12 protein-coding genes are annotated in these 17,288 nt (G+C 35.3%); 6 read left to right on the forward strand and 6 right to left on the reverse strand.

Going from position 1 to position 17,288, the window contains the following annotated elements; translation table 11 throughout:
• Window positions 1–5: 5 nt before the first annotated feature.
• Both EXIGUO8A_RS08555 and EXIGUO8A_RS08560 read right to left on the reverse strand, forming a co-directional pair.
• Window positions 6–1,304 (reverse strand): DUF4249 domain-containing protein, encoded by a 1,299-nt coding sequence (locus EXIGUO8A_RS08555; RefSeq protein ID WP_159302792.1) that lies wholly within the window; start codon window positions 1,302–1,304, stop codon window positions 6–8.
• A gap of 20 nt (window positions 1,305–1,324) precedes the next feature.
• Window positions 1,325–4,174 (reverse strand): TonB-dependent receptor, encoded by a 2,850-nt coding sequence (locus EXIGUO8A_RS08560; RefSeq protein ID WP_159302793.1) that lies wholly within the window; start codon window positions 4,172–4,174, stop codon window positions 1,325–1,327.
• 254 nt (window positions 4,175–4,428) lie between these two features.
• Here EXIGUO8A_RS08560 and EXIGUO8A_RS08565 point away from each other — a divergent pair, with 254 nt between their 5' ends.
• The 5 genes from EXIGUO8A_RS08565 to scpA all read left to right on the forward strand — a co-directional run bounded on the left by EXIGUO8A_RS08565 (window position 4,429) and on the right by scpA (window position 12,439).
• Window positions 4,429–7,131, forward strand: coding sequence for a PAS domain-containing sensor histidine kinase (locus tag EXIGUO8A_RS08565; protein ID WP_159302794.1), 2,703 nt, complete (start codon window positions 4,429–4,431; stop codon window positions 7,129–7,131).
• A 7-nt stretch (window positions 7,132–7,138) separates the two neighbouring features.
• Window positions 7,139–7,555 carry a response regulator gene (locus tag EXIGUO8A_RS08570; protein ID WP_159302795.1) on the forward strand — a complete coding sequence of 139 codons (417 nt, stop codon included), beginning with the start codon at window positions 7,139–7,141 and terminating at the stop codon, window positions 7,553–7,555.
• Window positions 7,556–7,993: 438 nt separating this feature from the next.
• Complete coding sequence (locus tag EXIGUO8A_RS08575; protein WP_159302796.1) at window positions 7,994–8,800, forward strand: DUF6503 family protein; 807 nt, start codon at window positions 7,994–7,996, stop codon at window positions 8,798–8,800.
• 110 nt (window positions 8,801–8,910) lie between these two features.
• Entirely contained in the window at window positions 8,911–10,284 is a 1,374-nt protein-coding gene (locus EXIGUO8A_RS08580; protein ID WP_159302797.1) for a methylmalonyl-CoA mutase subunit beta, read from the forward strand.
• On the forward strand, window positions 10,277–12,439 hold the full coding sequence (scpA, locus tag EXIGUO8A_RS08585) for a methylmalonyl-CoA mutase (RefSeq protein WP_159302798.1): 2,163 nt from the start codon (window positions 10,277–10,279) through the stop codon (window positions 12,437–12,439). Before EXIGUO8A_RS08580 ends, scpA begins: the two co-directional genes overlap by 8 nt.
• Window positions 12,440–12,517: 78 nt before the next feature.
• Here scpA and EXIGUO8A_RS08590 read toward each other — a convergent pair whose 3' ends face one another.
• Window positions 12,518–13,762, reverse strand: a complete 1,245-nt coding sequence (locus tag EXIGUO8A_RS08590; RefSeq protein WP_159302799.1) for an MFS transporter — start codon at window positions 13,760–13,762, stop codon at window positions 12,518–12,520.
• Between the two features lie 238 nt (window positions 13,763–14,000).
• Here EXIGUO8A_RS08590 and EXIGUO8A_RS08595 point away from each other — a divergent pair, with 238 nt between their 5' ends.
• Window positions 14,001–14,573, forward strand: coding sequence for a RidA family protein (locus tag EXIGUO8A_RS08595; protein ID WP_159302800.1), 573 nt, complete (start codon window positions 14,001–14,003; stop codon window positions 14,571–14,573).
• A 1-nt stretch (window position 14,574) separates the two neighbouring features.
• On the opposite strand, the gene EXIGUO8A_RS08600 is transcribed toward EXIGUO8A_RS08595, so the two are convergent.
• The 3 genes from EXIGUO8A_RS08600 to EXIGUO8A_RS08610 are packed head-to-tail and all read right to left on the reverse strand — an operon-like array spanning window position 14,575 to window position 17,260.
• Complete coding sequence (locus EXIGUO8A_RS08600) at window positions 14,575–15,195, reverse strand: CatB-related O-acetyltransferase (RefSeq protein WP_159302801.1); 621 nt, start codon at window positions 15,193–15,195, stop codon at window positions 14,575–14,577.
• Between the two features lie 33 nt (window positions 15,196–15,228).
• A complete protein-coding gene (locus EXIGUO8A_RS08605; RefSeq protein ID WP_116771848.1) occupies window positions 15,229–16,098 on the reverse strand; it encodes an SDR family oxidoreductase in 870 nt (289 codons plus the stop codon).
• Window positions 16,085–17,260 carry a serine hydrolase domain-containing protein gene (locus tag EXIGUO8A_RS08610; protein WP_159302802.1) on the reverse strand — a complete coding sequence of 392 codons (1,176 nt, stop codon included), beginning with the start codon at window positions 17,258–17,260 and terminating at the stop codon, window positions 16,085–16,087. Before EXIGUO8A_RS08610 ends, EXIGUO8A_RS08605 begins: the two co-directional genes overlap by 14 nt.
• Window positions 17,261–17,288 lie beyond the last annotated feature (28 nt).

Below are 17,288 nucleotides of genomic sequence, written 5' to 3' on the forward strand. Positions count from 1 at the left end.
GTTATTTAATCTACCCAAAAATCTGGTTCAATATTACTACCTAAAGCTGTACAATCTCCGCATACTCTTGGTACAAATATGTGTGGTCCGCCACAATCTTCCTCATTAACATTTGGCTTCACATAACTTATTAAATCAAGATCTACTTGTTGAATTACTGATTGTGGACATGGGTTAGGACCTCTCATTCCACTAAAACAAAAAGAAACATGAGATTCTGGTGCTGTCAATTCACTGCAATTAAAAGGGTATGGGGGTAATTCTTCATTCGGATAAAAATCGATGTAATTGAAAAAGAGCCGATCTTTAGAAACGGATACTACATCAAAAAAACCGATTACAGTACCCTGAGAGCCATCGTCTGCAGAAAGGTTACCTTCTAAAAATCCGGGTTGTATTTGAGAAAAAATACTACCGGTTTGGCTGAAGTTATTCAATTGATCGTAGAAACTAAAAGATGCTGCACTTGAAACTAATTGTTCTACTTCAATACTATATCTATGGCTTATAATAAAGTTTTCTTGGTCAATAAAACGTACCATAAACTTTGTAATATTATCATCTAAGTTACCTTGTTGAGCTTGAATGATAGAATTAGAAAGGTTATTGCCATAGCAAACCTGTTGTTCTTCTTCTCGTTCTACAATTTCAAGGTCATAAGTTACTTCTGGTAAGGCGCATGGATCGTAATTGGTAAGCTTAAAAGCTTCTGGAGACCAATTCGGAGCAATAATTTTATACGTTTCATCATAAGTATAGCGTAAGTTTTGAACGGTACCTGACTCTATCGTATTATCTACGAATATGCCAATACCTTGTGCTCCAGATTCACTTGTCGTTTTTTCTGCGTAAAGATTAGAGATAGCTGCTAAACCTTCAATTTGCATATTGGTAGAGGTGTATCTTTTTCCACCTGATGTAATAATATTCAATTGATATACATTGCCCATTTCAGCAGCAAATTCAATATCAGATTCATAAATACCCGGACTTGCCTCATTAAAAGAATAGGTGGTGCCATTACTGTTTTCAATTGAAACCGTAGCATTAGTTTCGTAGCGTACCAAATCTCTATTAATATCTCGTATTGGTGTGTACGGATTGTAAACGGAGTCTATTCCTAAATCTACTAAAGTGTCCATTCTGCTTAATGCTACCGTATGTTTTTTTAGTTCGTTGGTTAGGGTGGCTTCTACAATTAATATTTTTAAGACTTCATCATCTGCGGCTATACCCAAATCAACCTCTTCAATGCATGATGCTAAAGTGGAAATGCAAATTATAAATAGAATTAATTTTTTCATTTATAGTAATTTTCTATTCTTTAAAACTTGAAATTATAGGTAATGGAAGGAACTGGAATGGAGAAAATGGAACTTTGTAGCGCCTTAACTTCACCATTATCTGTTACGAAAAATACCGAATACGGATTATTTCTTCCTAAAACATTATAAACGGATATAGTCACAAAACTATGTGCCAATTTATTTTTCTTATGGTTTCCTTCAATGTTTAATCCCAGATCTAAACGATAGAAGTCGGGTATTCTAAACTTGTTTCTATCGCTAAAAGCAACAAAATCTGCGTTATTGAATCTAAATGTGCCTACGGGGTAGGTAATAGGTCTACCAGTTTGGTACACAAAATTTGCAGATATGCTATATCGCTTTGTAAAACGATAGTTGGTAATAACACTTACATCATGGGGCTTATCAAAATTAGAGGGAAAAAATTCACCGTTGTTAATTCGCTCCTCACTAAACTCGCTGTCAAAACGATATAACGATCTAGAGTAGGTGTAACTCAACCATCCGTTTAAATCACCACTTTTCTTTTTTAATAAAAATTCTACTCCGTATGCCTTTCCGTCACCCTGTAATATCTGTGTTTCTACATTTTCGTTTAAGAAGAGGTTGGCACCGGTTTTAAAATCAAGCACGTTTTCCATCTTCTTGTAATACCCTTCAATGCTTAATTCATATTCGTTTTCTTTAAAGTTTTTATAGAAACCAAGAGAGGCTTGGTAGCCCTTTTGTGCTTCAATATTCAGGTCAGAAAGTTTCCATGTATCAATTGGTGAAACTGTGGTGTTATTTGAAAGGGTATGTAAAAATTGATACGAATTGTTTAGACTGGCTTTTACAGAAAAATCTGGAGTAAATAAATACCTAGCGGAAACCCTAGCTTCTGGTCCGCCATAGGTTTTTATATTTTCATTACTTGAATAGGCTATGGTGTCTTGAACGGTAGATTCATTCTTTGGCATCCCTTCTTCATAGGTTCTTTGCGTAGCCTCGCCCAATGCAGCAAAAAATGCATATCTCACCCCTAAATTGACAGAAAGTTTATCACTAACCGTAATTTCATCCCCTATAAATAGTGCGCCCTCAACAGCTTGTTCTTTATCAATAGTAAATTCGCTGATGTCCGACTCGTTTCCGTCAGGTTCTATGCTTCCGGGGTTAACGGAATAGTATTTGGCTGAACCACCATAGTCTAAAGTGTTTTTATCATTTAGAGCTGTACGAAGCTTATATTTTAATTCGGTTTCGTTAATGCTGTAATCAAGCTTAAAATCACTGTTCGATTCACCGTCAAAATCAATTCCGAATCCGTAATTACTATTATCGACAATAAGTGCGCTATTGGTTTTATCACTCATTCTATGGTCCCAACGCACAGAAAAAAGACGATTGTCATAATTGTATAATGAATCTGAGGTGATACTAAAAGCATCTCTGCTATAATATGCAGTCGCTTTCACTTCATTTTTGTCATTTATTTTTTTGTGATATTTAACGATGCCGTCAAAAAACGAAGCGTTGCTATTGCTTAACGATTCATCATCTAAAGACCGTAAAATCCAGTCCGCATAAGCACCTCTGCCACCAACGACAAGGGATGATTTTTCTTTTTCTAGCGGAATTTCCAATGCTAAATTTCCGGTAACAGGACCAATAGAACCTTCGCCTGAGAATTTTTCTACATTACCATTTTTTGTTCTGATATCGAAGACCGATGAAAGACGACCGCCAAACTCTACAGGAATAGCACCTTTATAGATATTTACGCCCTTGGTCGTAAATGGATTCAATGCTTGAAAGATTCCGAAAAAATGCTGTGGGTTGTATATAACCGCATCGTCTAACAGTACTAAATTTTGGTCTGTTTTACCGCCACGAACGTTTAATCCCATTGCACCTTCACCCGCAGATGAAATACCAGGCAATGCCTTGGCGACTGACAAAATATCTCGTTCCCCTAAAACTAGGGGAATGTTCTTAGACTCTTCAGAATCTATTTGCTCACTACCTGTAATAACTTCCTCTACATTTTTATAAGCATCTGCCTCTACTACAACTTCGTCTAATTGTTGTAGCCCTTCTTCCATCAACAAATCTAAATTACCATTATTGTACATGATGACTTCACGTTCTGTAGATGCAATACCCATGGCGCGTATACTTAGTACGTTATAGCCCGAAGGTAATGTTAAAGAGTAATTTCCGTTCGAGTCGGATACAGTAATTCGGTTGGAGCCTTTAACGCGAATAGTTAAATCTGGAATAGGCTCACCTGTTTTAGAATTTATGGCTCTACCGGTTAATTTATAGGATTCTTGTAAGTTATTAGGGTCGCTTTTGCCCACTTTTGCAACGTCGTAATTTCGTTTAACCTGAGTATTGGTGGTATAAAATGTTGGGGGTGGTGCGTTGGCTTTTGTTTGTTTGCCGTTATTTTCTTCAACTACTTCTTCTTGACCAAAAAAGCCATTGGGTAGGTCGTCATATACTATGGTATTCTCTAATAGAATTATTCGTTTATCTGTCTCTAATACATGAAAATTCAATGAGGTTTCAGCAAAAAGTAATTGTAATGCAGTGGTTAAGTTTTCATTTTCAAAATTGGCAGTTATAGAAATGTCTTGAATCCAAGAATCTAAATAGTAAAATTGATAACCTATTTGTTCTTCAACGTCTGTAAGTACAGATGTTAACGGTGTATTAGAATACTGACCGCTTATAGTTGTTGTTTGTTGCGAATAACTAGTACAGAGAGTTAAAAGCAATACAAGGTTAACTACGGTCCTTTTAAAAAGTGTTACCTCGCATACAAATATGCTTGGTGTAATAAAAGTTTTAAATAAACTATTATTTATTGTTCGGTCAGTCATGGTGGTTGGTTGGATCTTTACAAGGTAAGGAAAAGTATATTATAACAAAATGTGATATTTAAAATAATCACATCTATTTATTGAAAAAAATAGAAATAATAGCTTTCTTTCTATCAATATGATTTTTTACTGCTAATGTGTTTATAGAGAAAGCTTTAATTAATGAGTGTATTCATTTTAATCACATTGATATTTTAGTATTTATCAGTATTTTATTACTATTTTTATCATAAATACTTGTTAAAATAAATACGTTGACTCCAATTTCCAATAGAATAGAACTTCAAGAAAGGCATCACCAAATTTTTATAGAACAAGCGCCTACCGCAATTGCAATGTTAGACAAAAACATGGTGTATTTAGCTGTATCTAAACGCTGGTTAAAAGATTATAAGTTAGATGAGCAAGATGTAATCGGTCGTAGTCACTATGATGTTTTTCCAGAAATTGGCGATGATTGGAAAAAAAACCATCAAGATTGCCTAAAAGGAGCAATAAATATTTGCGACGAGGCTCCTTTTAAAAGGGCGGATGGATCCATACAATGGATATATTGGGATGTGCGCCCATGGTATAATTTAGATAGTGAAATTGGGGGCTTGCTTATGCATACCGGCGATATTACCGAGCAAAAGGAAAAGGAACTCGAAAAAAAGCGATTTGAAACTATTTTAAGTGATTGTAGTGAGGTTGCCCGTATTGGTACATGGGAAATTAATACACATACAAATGAAATCATTTGGAGTGATATGGTGTATGAAATTCATGATGTTTCCAATGATTTTAAACCTAGTTTAGATAGTTTGTTAGAATTTATCGAAGAGGAAGTGAAGAGAGGTTTTTTAGAAAAATGTATGCTCGATTTACTTGAAAAAGGTAAAGAAATGAATGAGGAGTTTGAAATTAGAACTCCAAAAGGTAACCTTAAGTTTATTAAGGCAATTGGAAAGATAGAATATGTAGAGGGCTTGGTTACCAGGGTATTTGGTATCGTACAAGATATTACCCAAATTAAAGAGTCTGAAAGAGAACTTAATAAAGCTTACAATGAATTGGATGCTATTTTTAGCTCAAGTTCTATTGCTGTGATTTCTACGGATAAAGATGGAGTGATCAATCGCTTTAATAGTGGTGCAGAACATTTACTTGGTTATTCGGCAAAGGAAATGATCGGAATTAAAAAACCTGAAATTTACCTTTTTGAAGAAGAATTGAATGTCTTTAAAAAAGATATGCAACTTGAATTTAAGGGGGATTCTAATGATGCTGATTTTAACTATAGAAACGAAAAGATTTTCAATACCAGGCAATGGACCTTTAAAAGAAAGAATGGATCGACTTTTCCAGGGCTTAAATCATTGACGGCCATACAAGATAAGGATGGGTTAAACGACGGTTTTATAGCGGTCGTCACCGATATCTCTAAAATTAAGGAGGTTAAAGATGAACTGCGTAAAAAGAATGAGTTATTGAATTTTGCTGAGCAAATTACCATGATGGGGAATTGGAAGTGGAATGTAATAACTAATGATGTAAAATGGTCCAATAACCTTTATTCCATTTTTGATTTTGATAGTGAACAATCAGAACTTAATTATGATACCTATTTTAGTTTTGTTCACCCAGAGGATAAGGAGATGGTTACTCAACATGTAGAAACTGCAATCAAAATTAAGAAGTTTGAAAATTTGGTGCATCGTATTATGTTAAAGGATGGTACTGTAAAGACCATTAAGCTTATGAGTGAAATCTTTACTAACAACATAGGAGAGGTAATTGAGCTATTCGGTACTTGCCAAGATATAACCGAATCTAAAAAAGCCGAAGATAGGCTGTTAGAAGCTAAAGAAGAATTGAGAAAGAAGAATGATTTATTGAATTTTGCCGAACAGATTTCAATGATGTCTAATTGGAAATGGGATACGGTTGCCGATAAGGTTCAATGGTCAGAAAATTTTTATACAATTCTAGAACTTGACGAGGCTATAACTGATCTTAATTTCAACAGTTATTATAGATTTGTTCATCCGGAAGATATAGGAATTGTTGACAATCATTTTGAGCAAGTAAATAAAAATAAAATATGGGAGCGTTTTACACATCGTATTATTACAACTTCTGGCAAGGTTAAAACGATTCTCCTTTTAGGGAAAGTTTTCACTAATGAAAAAGATGAAATTATAGAAATGATCGGTACTTGCCAAGATATAACTGAATCTAAAAAAGCCGAAAACAAGTTGATCGAAGCAAAGCAGGAATTGGAAATCTTTACCAAAAAATTATCTTTACAAAACCAACAATTGGCAGATTTTACCCATATTACATCGCATAACCTTAGAGCACCCGTTGCCAACCTTAATTCTTTGTTGGAAATTTATTCTTACGCTGAAGATGAAGAAGAACGAACAGATATCTTCAATAAATTCAGTAGCGTTATTGATCATCTTTCTTCTACCCTTAATACATTGATCGAGGCGTTAAAAGCAAAAGTGGGTGATGCCAATGAGCAAAAAGAACAAATTGAATTTAATGAGGTTTTAGAGAATACAGTTCAAATGTTAAGCGGAGCTATTTTAAAATCCAAAGCTGTTATTAATAGTGACTTCTCTAAGCTTTCAAGTATCTCCTACAACAAAATTTACATGGAAAGCATTTTCTTAAATTTAATAGGGAATGCCATTAAATATCGTGCTGAAGATAGAATACCTCATATTCAAATTAAAACCGAAATAAGAAACGGTAAGAATATCATTACCTTTAAAGACAATGGCTTAGGTATTGACCTTGATAAACACGGACATAAACTTTTTGGATTGAATAAGGTTTTTCATAGACATCCTGATGCCAAAGGGGTAGGTTTGTACCTAACCAAAACACAAATTGAATCAATGGGCGGTACCATTACCGCTACTAGTGAAGTAAATGTAGGTACTACTTTTACCATAAATTTTAATTAAGCTTATAATGAACGATATTCTAAAGACTTGCATCGTAGATGATGACTCCATATACCAATTTACCATGGTAAAAACCCTAGAATCTACTAAATTACCTTTGGAGATTATGGTCTTTTCAGATGGGGGAGAAGCAATCGATTTTATGTTAGATAACCTAAATCAAGACTCTTTATTCCCAGATGTTATATTCTTGGATATTGATATGCCGGTTATGGATGGTTTTCAATTCATGGAAGAATACGTGAAAATAAAACCTAGAGTCGGTAAAAAAATTACGATTTACATGGTATCATCATCTCTTGATCCTGTAGATATAGAAAGGGCTAAAAAAATTAGTGCTATATCTGACTATATCGTAAAACCAATTGGTCTTGGTAGATTGAAGAAAATAATCGAGGGTTTATTAGCGGATAGAAATGACTAGCATTTTTTAAGGCATTTCTTTGGTCAATAAAGTCAAGAAAAACTGATGTTTATAATTAATTTTGATTGTAATGGAAATTAGGTTAAGATTTTTTTTAGAGTGTTGATAATAATGCATTCTTACCTTGAAAATCAATAGTTGTTAAACATATTTTGTCTTGCCTACTTTGTTATGGCAATGACATTTAAAACCGAATGGATATCAAAATACTGATATTTGTTCGGTTTTTTTTATGAAATACTAAAAGTCGGACGCTTCTTTTGTTTAGATATTAATCGTCAATGGTATTAACATTTATTATGACTGAAAATCTTCCACTCCGGTTAATTATATAATAACTTTGGTTCGTTAGTAAAAGCTTCTTCTTTCGACTACCCAGTCTTAAAAGAGGTGTGAAATTAGCATAAGTGATTCAACTCCAATTTATATTCGATAAAAATGAACAAGTATTTTAAAATAGCATTTGGCATAGTGTTTTTAACCTTAGTTGGTTGTAAGGAAAATCAGAAAAAAGTTGAAGCTGGTTCTCAGGAGAATTCTATTTTAGAAAGTGAAGAACATAGTGCAGATACTATTGTTCAAAAAGCGATAAATGCCCATGGAGGTAATGCTTATGATACGGCTAATTACGAGTTTGTATTTAGAGATAAAATGTATATGTTCAATAATTCTGATGGATATGCCTATCGTGTAAATTTTAGGGACAGTTTGGGGAATAGAATTGAGGACAATTTAATTAACGGAACCTTTAATAGAAAGATAAACGATGAATCGGTTGATCTTTCTAAAGAGGATATTGCCATACATAGTAATGCCTTAAATTCCGTTATATATTTTGCTACGTTGCCCCATAAATTAAATGATAAGGCGGTACATAAAGAAAGTGTAGGTGAAACTGTAATCAAAGGAGAAGATTATGATGTGGTGCGCGTTACTTTTAATAAAGAAGGAGGCGGTACCGATCATGATGATATTTTCATGTACTGGATAAACAAGAAATCTCACTATATAAATTACTTAGCCTACAGTTACAGTGTTAATAATGGTGGAGTGCGTTTTAGAAGTGCTTACAATCCAAGAACTATAGATGGTATCAGATTTCAAGATTACATAAATTGGAAGGCACCCGTAGGTACACCATTGGAAGAGTTACCGAATTTATTTGAAAACAACCAGTTAAAAGAGCTTTCTAGAATAGAGACTACCCAAGTACGCAATTTAAATACTGCCAAATTGCACGATTAATCCGTCGCTTTATAAACCCGATTTACTTATTGTATCTTTGAGAGAATACGCTGAATGTATGTTCATTTGCGTATAATAAAACATGGTGTTTAATTAAACTACGTCTTACTATGAAGGGTGAAACCTTATTTGATAGTTTTAGGGACATTTCTGCCAAAGAGTGGAAGCAAAAAATACAATACAATTTAAAGGGGAAAGATTACAATGAAGAAGTGGTGTGGAATTCACCCGAAGGTATCATAGTAAAACCCTTTTATCATGCTGAAGATCTTGAGCAATTAAAGATGAATTCGGTTAAAAATTCCTCTTGGATTTTTGGGCAAAGTATTTATGCCGGTAATGCCATTATGGCGAATGAAAGTGCGCTCAAAAGTATACAAAAAGGTGCTGAGGCCATACATTTTAATATTCCGTCAGAGAATATAGATGCAAGTATAGTTTTGAACAATATTGACTTAAAAAAGGTCAATGTGTATTTTGATTTGCAATTTTTGTCTAAAAATTACATAGAAAATATACTTGATAAAGTTGCAAATGCAAATACAATCCATTGGCAAATTGACCCTTTAGGTCATTTGTCCAGGTCGGGAAATTGGTATAGTAATATGTCTTCAGATATTGCTCTGATTAACGCGTTATCAACTTTGCCTATCGATAATCTTTTAAGCGTAGATGTATCACTTTATGAAAATGCAGGCGCAGATATCGTACAGCAATTGGCTTTCGGGTTGTCTCATGCCAATGAATATTTAAATATACTGGAGCAAAGTGAAAAATTAGATACTTTAAAAAGTATCGATTTTAAAATATCGGTCGGGGGTAATTATTTCTTTGAAATTGCCAAGTTAAAAGCTATACGAAACCTTTGGAATGTTTTGTGCGAAGCCTATAAAATTTCAATTCCGTGTCATATTGTTTCGCAACCTTCAAAACGTAATAAAACTATTTACGACTATAATGTAAATATGCTTAGAACCACTACAGAGTGTATGTCTGCCGTATTGGGCGGTTCTGATGTGGTTTTTAATTTGAATTATAATGCCATTTATAAAAAAGAGAATGATTTTGCCAGTCGTATCGCTTTAAATCAACTTATTTTACTGAAGGAGGAGAGTTATTTTGATAAGGTGGAAAATGCCACCGATGGTAGTTACTATATTGAAACGATTACGCATCAATTGGCAGACAAAGCTTTACTGCTTTTTAAGGCAATTGAAAAAGATGGTGGTTTTTTAAAGCAATTGAAGAATCATACCATTCAAAACAAAATTGCCGATAGTGCCCGTAAACAGCAAGAGAAGTTTAATGCGAAAAAGACAGTTCTGGTGGGTACAAATGCATTTCAGAATGAAGAGGATAAAATGAAACAGGAGTTGGAACTGTATCCGTTCATAAAAAAGAACCCAAGAAAAACTCTAATTACTCCCATTATTGAAAAACGCTTGGCAGAAGAACTTGAGCAAAACCGTTTGTCACATGAGTAGAAGAGACTTACAACATATTCAGTTAGCTACTTTAGAAGGTATAGATAACGTTCAAAACAATTTTGAAAAAGACTCCGAAGACGCTTTGTTTACTACTGCGGAAAGTATTCCGTTGAAAAAAAGATATGGCAAAGAAGATTTAAATAGTGTTGAGCATTTAAGTTTTGCAGCGGGTATGCCGCCATTTCTACGTGGACCGTACGCAACAATGTACGTGCAACGCCCTTGGACTATAAGGCAATACGCTGGTTTTTCCACAGCAAAAGAGAGTAATGAGTTTTATAGGAAAAATTTAAAAGCTGGTCAAAAAGGGTTATCCGTAGCGTTTGATCTGCCAACGCATAGAGGTTATGATAGTGATCATGAGCGTGTGGTCGGTGATGTTGGCAAAGCTGGTGTAGCCATTGATACTGTTGAAGATATGAAAGTGCTCTTTGATGGTATTCCACTAAACGAAATGTCAGTATCTATGACCATGAACGGAGCTGTACTTCCTATCATGGCATTTTATATAGTTGCGGCAGAAGAGCAAGGGGTTTCTTTGGATAAATTATCTGGTACGATACAGAACGATATCCTAAAGGAGTTTATGGTTCGTAATACCTATATCTATCCACCAAAACCTTCTATGCAACTGGTGGCGGATATTTTTGAGTATACGAGTAAGCACATGCCTAAATTCAATAGCATCAGTATTTCAGGATATCACATGCACGAAGCTGGCGCACCTGCGCATTTAGAATTGGCGTATACGTTGTCTGACGGATTGGAATATATTAGAACGGGCTTAAAAGCCGGATTACAGATCGATGATTTTGCCCCACGACTTTCCTTTTTCTGGGGTATAGGGATGAATCATTTTATGGAAATTGCCAAAATGCGTGCGGCAAGAATGTTGTGGGCTAAAGTGGTGAAAGAATTTAATCCGAAGAACGAGAAATCATTGATGTTGAGAACACATTGTCAAACTAGCGGATGGAGCCTTACGGAACAAGACCCGTTCAATAATGTAGCAAGAACTACAATAGAGGCAGCAGCGGCGGTTTTTGGGGGCACTCAGAGCTTGCACACCAATGCATTAGATGAAGCAATAGCCTTACCTACAGATTTCTCTGCGCGTATAGCAAGGGAAACACAATTGTACCTGCAACATGAAACGAACGTAACTAAAACGGTCGACCCTTGGGCAGGAAGTTATTATGTAGAGAAACTTACGCATGATTTAGTACATAAAGCATGGGAGTTGATGCAAGAAGTGGAGAACCTGGGCGGAATGACCAAAGCTATTGAAACCGGTATACCAAAAACACGTATTGAAGAAGCTGCCGCTAGAAAACAGGCGCGTATAGACAGTGAGCAAGATGTTATTGTAGGTGTAAATAAATATCAGTTGACAGAAGAGGATGAACTTCAAATTTTAGAAGTTGATAATAAAGAGGTGCGTAGACAACAACTACAGCGTTTAGAAGAAGTTAAAGCAACTAGAAATACCGATGTAGTAATCGAAAAACTAAAGAATCTAACCACTGCAGCTACAAACAAATTAAAGAGTAGCGAATCGGAAGAAAATTTATTAGCTTTAGCAGTAGCTGCTGCTAGGGAAAGAGCCACTTTAGGTGAAATAAGCAGTGCATTAGAGAAAGCCTATGGCAGGCATAAAGCCATCATTAATTCATTTACGGGCGTGTATTCAAGAGAGATAAAAGAGGACGGAAGTTTTAAGAGAGCGCAAGAGCTAGCCGATATGTTTGCGGAGCAAGATGGTCGTAGACCTCGTATAATGATTGCCAAAATGGGTCAAGATGGTCATGATCGTGGGGCAAAAGTAGTTGCTACCGGCTATGCCGATCTGGGGTTCGATGTGGATATAGGTCCGCTTTTTCAAACGCCAAAGGAAACAGCAAAACAAGCAGTAGAGAACGACGTGCACATCTTAGGAATATCTTCTCTTGCTGGGGGACATAAAACTTTAGTACCCGAAGTAGTTAAAGAACTGAAAAGTTATGGTCGCGAAGATATCATGGTCATTGTTGGTGGTGTCGTGCCCAAACAAGACTATGAATTTCTAAAAGAAGCAGGTGCTACTGCTGTATTTGGACCAGGAACCAAAATTAGTCATGCTGCCATTCAGTTGTTGGATTTACTGTTGGAGTAGTATTATATAATTAAGCAAAAAATAAAAAAGCCGAGCAATTGATTGATTGCTCGGCTTTTTTAATATAAAGTGTAGTCGTTATGCCGTGGCAATTTCTCCTTTACTCTCCTTGTTCTTTAACCAGAAATAAAGAATGGTGAACAATACAATTAAGATAGCAGGGAAAAGTACCATGGTACTTAAGGTTTCTTGACCTGAGACTAATTCTAATTCATCACCAGTAAACCCTTGTGCTTCTGCTGCAGCTCTATCGGCATCGATCCAACCCCCAATAATGGGTTGAAATATTGATGTGGAGAACATACCAATAGCACCAATGATCGACATGCCCAACGCTCCGGTTTTTGGAGTTTTAGTAGCTGTTAAACCAATCATGTTTGGCCAGAAATAAGCAACACCCAAAGCGAATATTATAGCAGCAACGTATGCCATTGTCCCAGTTTGTGTACTGAACAGATAAATACCTAAGGTGGCAAGAATTGCAGATCCTAAAAGAACACCCGTTTGATTGAATTTGGCTACCATGCTACCTCCAAAGAAACGTGCAACCGCCATTAATCCGGCAGTCAATGCTAAAATTAATGTAGGCTCGGCACCACTTTTAGATAGTATGAGACCTACCCATTGGTTTGGTCCAAATTCCGAAATAGCAGTCAATGCCATACATACTCCAATGAATAAGAATAATGGCGTAAACATACCTTTTAAGTTTCCGCTAATGGTTGCTGCTTCCTCTATTTTAGCTTTAGGCCATGTTTGACCATAAAATAAGAATGCATAAATAATAGCAGGTATTAATAGTAGCCAAACTTGACTTTGTCCGGTAATTCCAAAATCTGTCATGAAACCAGATAACAAACTACCTACGGCAATACCACCAGGAAACCACATGTGGAATCTGTTAAGCATCGTACTCATTCTGTTGCCTTTATAAGCATCGGCGATCATGGGGTTACAAGCCGCTTCGGTACATCCGTTACCTAGACCTATTAGTAAATTTGCTATTAAAAGTCCTATATAGTTGCCAGAAAAAATTAAAAGTAAAATACCGATAGAATGTGCAAAAAAAGCAAATTGCATAATTACCTTACCACCTACTTTATGATAGATCAAACCGCCAATGACCATGGCAATTGGGAAACCTAAAAACCACATAGATGTAATTAAGCCGGCCTGACTAGCGCTTAATTCTAATTCTGTTTTTAGCTGGTCTAAAATACCTGCCGCTATGGCAAATGAAAAAGCTGTGGTGATAAGGGCAAAGCAACTGGCATAAAAGAGCCTGTTGGCATTTACTTTAGAAGTCGTTGTAGAACTTTCCATATTTGAATTGATTTAGTTGTTGTTTTGGTTAATTTGCTAAACTAATAAAAATGAAATAATATCAATGCTTTTTTAGTAAAATGATACCTAAACTACGACAGAATGCACAAAAAATAGCATTTACACAATTTTTAGTGTTTTTTATGTAATAGTATACGTAGCTTTTTTTGAGGTATTGTGTTGATAATGAAGTATTAGGTAACTTGTAGCTGAAATAACTCCATTGAAACCTAAAATTATGAAACACTGTATATATGTCCTTTTAACCTTTTTAGTAATCGGTTGTGCAGATGAAAATAAAGGAAATGAGAATCAAAAAGTACTAGAAACCGAAACGGTAAATAGAAATTATAATCCTGAAGCTAATTTAGAACGTTTGGGTATTGTACTTAGAGATCAAGGAACTCCCGTAGCAAATTATGTACACGCTGCAAGAACGGGCAATCTATTGTTTTTGGCGGGTAAAGGACCAAAGCAAGCTAATGGTGAAAATATTGTAGGCAAATTGGGCGATAGTTTAACTGTAGAGCAAGGTTACCAAGCGGCAAGAGAAGTGGGAATCAATCAATTATCGGTTTTAAAGGCTGAATTGGGTAATCTTAATAAAGTGAAAAGAATAGTAAGTGTACATGGTATGGTGAATGCTTCACCAGATTTTAAAGACCATTCTAAGGTTATTAACGGCTATTCAGATTTAATGGTTGAAATTTTTGGTGACAATGGCAAGCATGCGCGTGCCGCAGTTGGTATGGGGTCCTTACCTGGCAATATGGCTGTTGAAATAGAAATGGTCGTTGAGGTTTATGAGTAATTTATTTTAAGCGATCTAAATGTTCACCTGTAAGGTGGTGCACATTTGCCGTTATCTTTTCTATAGGCCAGTTCCACCATTTCAATTCAAGAAGTTTGGTTATGCCTTCATCAGAAAACCGTTTTCTAATCACTTTGGCAGGATTACCACCAACAACGGCATAAGGCGGTACATCTTTTGTAACCGTTGCATTACTTGCAATAATGGCACCATCTCCAATATTGATTCCGGGCATAATGGTAGCGTTGAATCCTATCCAAACATCATTGCCAATTACAGTATTTCCTTTGGTAGGGTAGGTTTTTCCATCCATGGCATGTTGCCAATCTTTACCGAAAATGGCGAATGGGTAGGTCGAAATTGATTTACTTAAATGGTTGGCACCGTTCATAATAAAAGTAACACCTGAAGCGATCATACAGAACTTACCAATTATGAGTTGGTCACCTACAAAATCAAAATGATATTTTACGTTTTTCTCAAAGTTGGCTACATCTTCAAAATCATCATAATAGGTGTAATCACCAACAACGATATTTGGGTTTTTGATAATATTCTTTAAGAAACATAATCTATCATAGTTTTCTAATGGAAATAAAGTGTTTTTGTCAGGAATGGTCATAATTTGATTTTGAATGAGAAAAACTTATGAAAGTTATGGTTTTAAAACATCCATTTCATCATGAAAAAATGTAACCAACCGATTGCTGCCATAACGTGGCGCAATAGCATCTTCAGCCATTAAAGTTAAGAAAAACTCTATTGGTCCGTAGGTTTTTGATGAAGTGAATGTTCGAACTAATTTTAGAATCGATTTTCTGATCCAATGGGGTATATGAATAATGTTTATTGGTTTTCCACTGGCCAAAAGAGCCAGTTCTGCTATTTCGTTTTGGGTTAAAATATCCGGACCACCGATATTGATTTCTTCGTTCGATACTCGAATACTATCTACACAAGCAATGGCTAAATCTTTGCCATGGATGGGATTTATTTTTTTCTCTCCACTACCAAAAAGATACACTTTTCCCTTCTTGGCCATATTTAAAAAGTCTTTCATATCTGAAAAGAATCCGTTTGGGCGTATGATGGTATAGTTCAAACCAGAAGCAATCAATTCATCTACAAATAACTCTTTGGCTTCAATAATTTTTAAATTTCTATGTTGTTTTCCGTTTAGGACAGAAACATATACGAACTTTTTAACGCCAGCTTTCTTAGCTTCTTGTAGTAGGTTTTTATTGGCTTGGTAATCAACATCCATATACGTTAATCCATCTTTTTGGCGTGTTATGCCAACAGTTGAGATTACTGTGGTTACTCCTTCAAAATACCCATGCAAAGTTTTGCTATCGGTTACCTCTGATTTTATTATTTTAGTATGGCTATTTGCTAAATGTGCCGCTTTTTTGGTGTTTCTAGCAAGAATTATAGTCTGTATACTACGTTGGTAGAGTTCTTGGGCTATGTAATCGCCTAAATAACCAGTAGCTCCTGCAAGTATTACGGTCTCATCTTTTTCCATTTACTTTGCTTTTTACTTTAGACAGATTTTTTAATTGTGATAAAACAGATACCATAAAATCAACATGCTTTTTTTGATACGCTGTCTGGTTAAAAGTACCCGTTAAATACACGTCTAATTCTGGACAGTAGTACATAAATGAGCCAGAAGTACCCGAATGACCTATGAGCGTTAAGCTTGGTAGATGTTGATATAGTTTTTTCAATTGAAATTTTCTAAGTCCGTATCCATACTCTAACCCATAAGATTCATCGGTCCAACTTTGCATTGACTTAAAACTTTTTTTTGAAATGATTTCAGCATTATATAAAGCGCGATAAAACGTGAGTAACTCTTTTGAGGTCGTTGCTAATCCTCCGCCGGCCCAATCGGCACTTAAGCTTTTAAATAAACTTATATCAGTGTCATCAAAATAAAATTCCGATAATTTTCCAGTAGTTGTATTTGCTGGTTTTGACCGTAACGGCATATGGGAATGTTCCATTTTTAAGGGATTAAAAATTTTTTCCGAAATAACTTCATGATATGGTTTACCTGTTAGTTCTTCTATTAATAAACCCAACAGAACATATTCGGTATCACAATAGTTGTAATCAGTACCGGGAACAAAATGAGCTTGTAGCTGGGATTTTGAAAAATCTATTAGCTCTTTAGGTTGCCAAAACCTATCAGGATGTGTAAATAGTTGCTTCATAAAAGGAGAACCTGTTTCTGGGGTATCCATAAAATAATCTGGTAGTCCAGAAGTGTGTTGTAACAGATGCTTTATCAGAATTTGCTTTGAATAATCTATACCGTTATACACGTGCAATTCTTTTATAATATCGCCCGCTAGATATTCGGCAATAGGGTCATCTATATCTAACTTACCATCTTCCTGCAATTGCATTATTAAGACGGCAGTAAACGTCTTGGCAACGCTGGTGCTGTGAAAAGGATTGTTTTTAGTTACTTTTTCTCCGTTTTTAAATGCTCCATTGCTATAATTCCAATCAATTTCTAACTTTTCGGAATACACAGAAAGAAAAGCATTGTGAACTAATTTATCTTGCAGTTGTGCATTAAATAGAGAATCTATCTTTGTTTTGACCTGTACCGCTTTTTGACTATAGTTTGATCCGTAAGTAAGAAAAACTATGATCAATAAAATTTTGATTTTCATGATTTTCTGCTTTTTGCTAGGGGTTAAT

Origin of the sequence: Maribacter litoralis, assembly GCF_902506355.1 — a bacterium.
Taxonomy (GTDB): Bacteria; Bacteroidota; Bacteroidia; order Flavobacteriales; family Flavobacteriaceae; genus Maribacter; species Maribacter litoralis.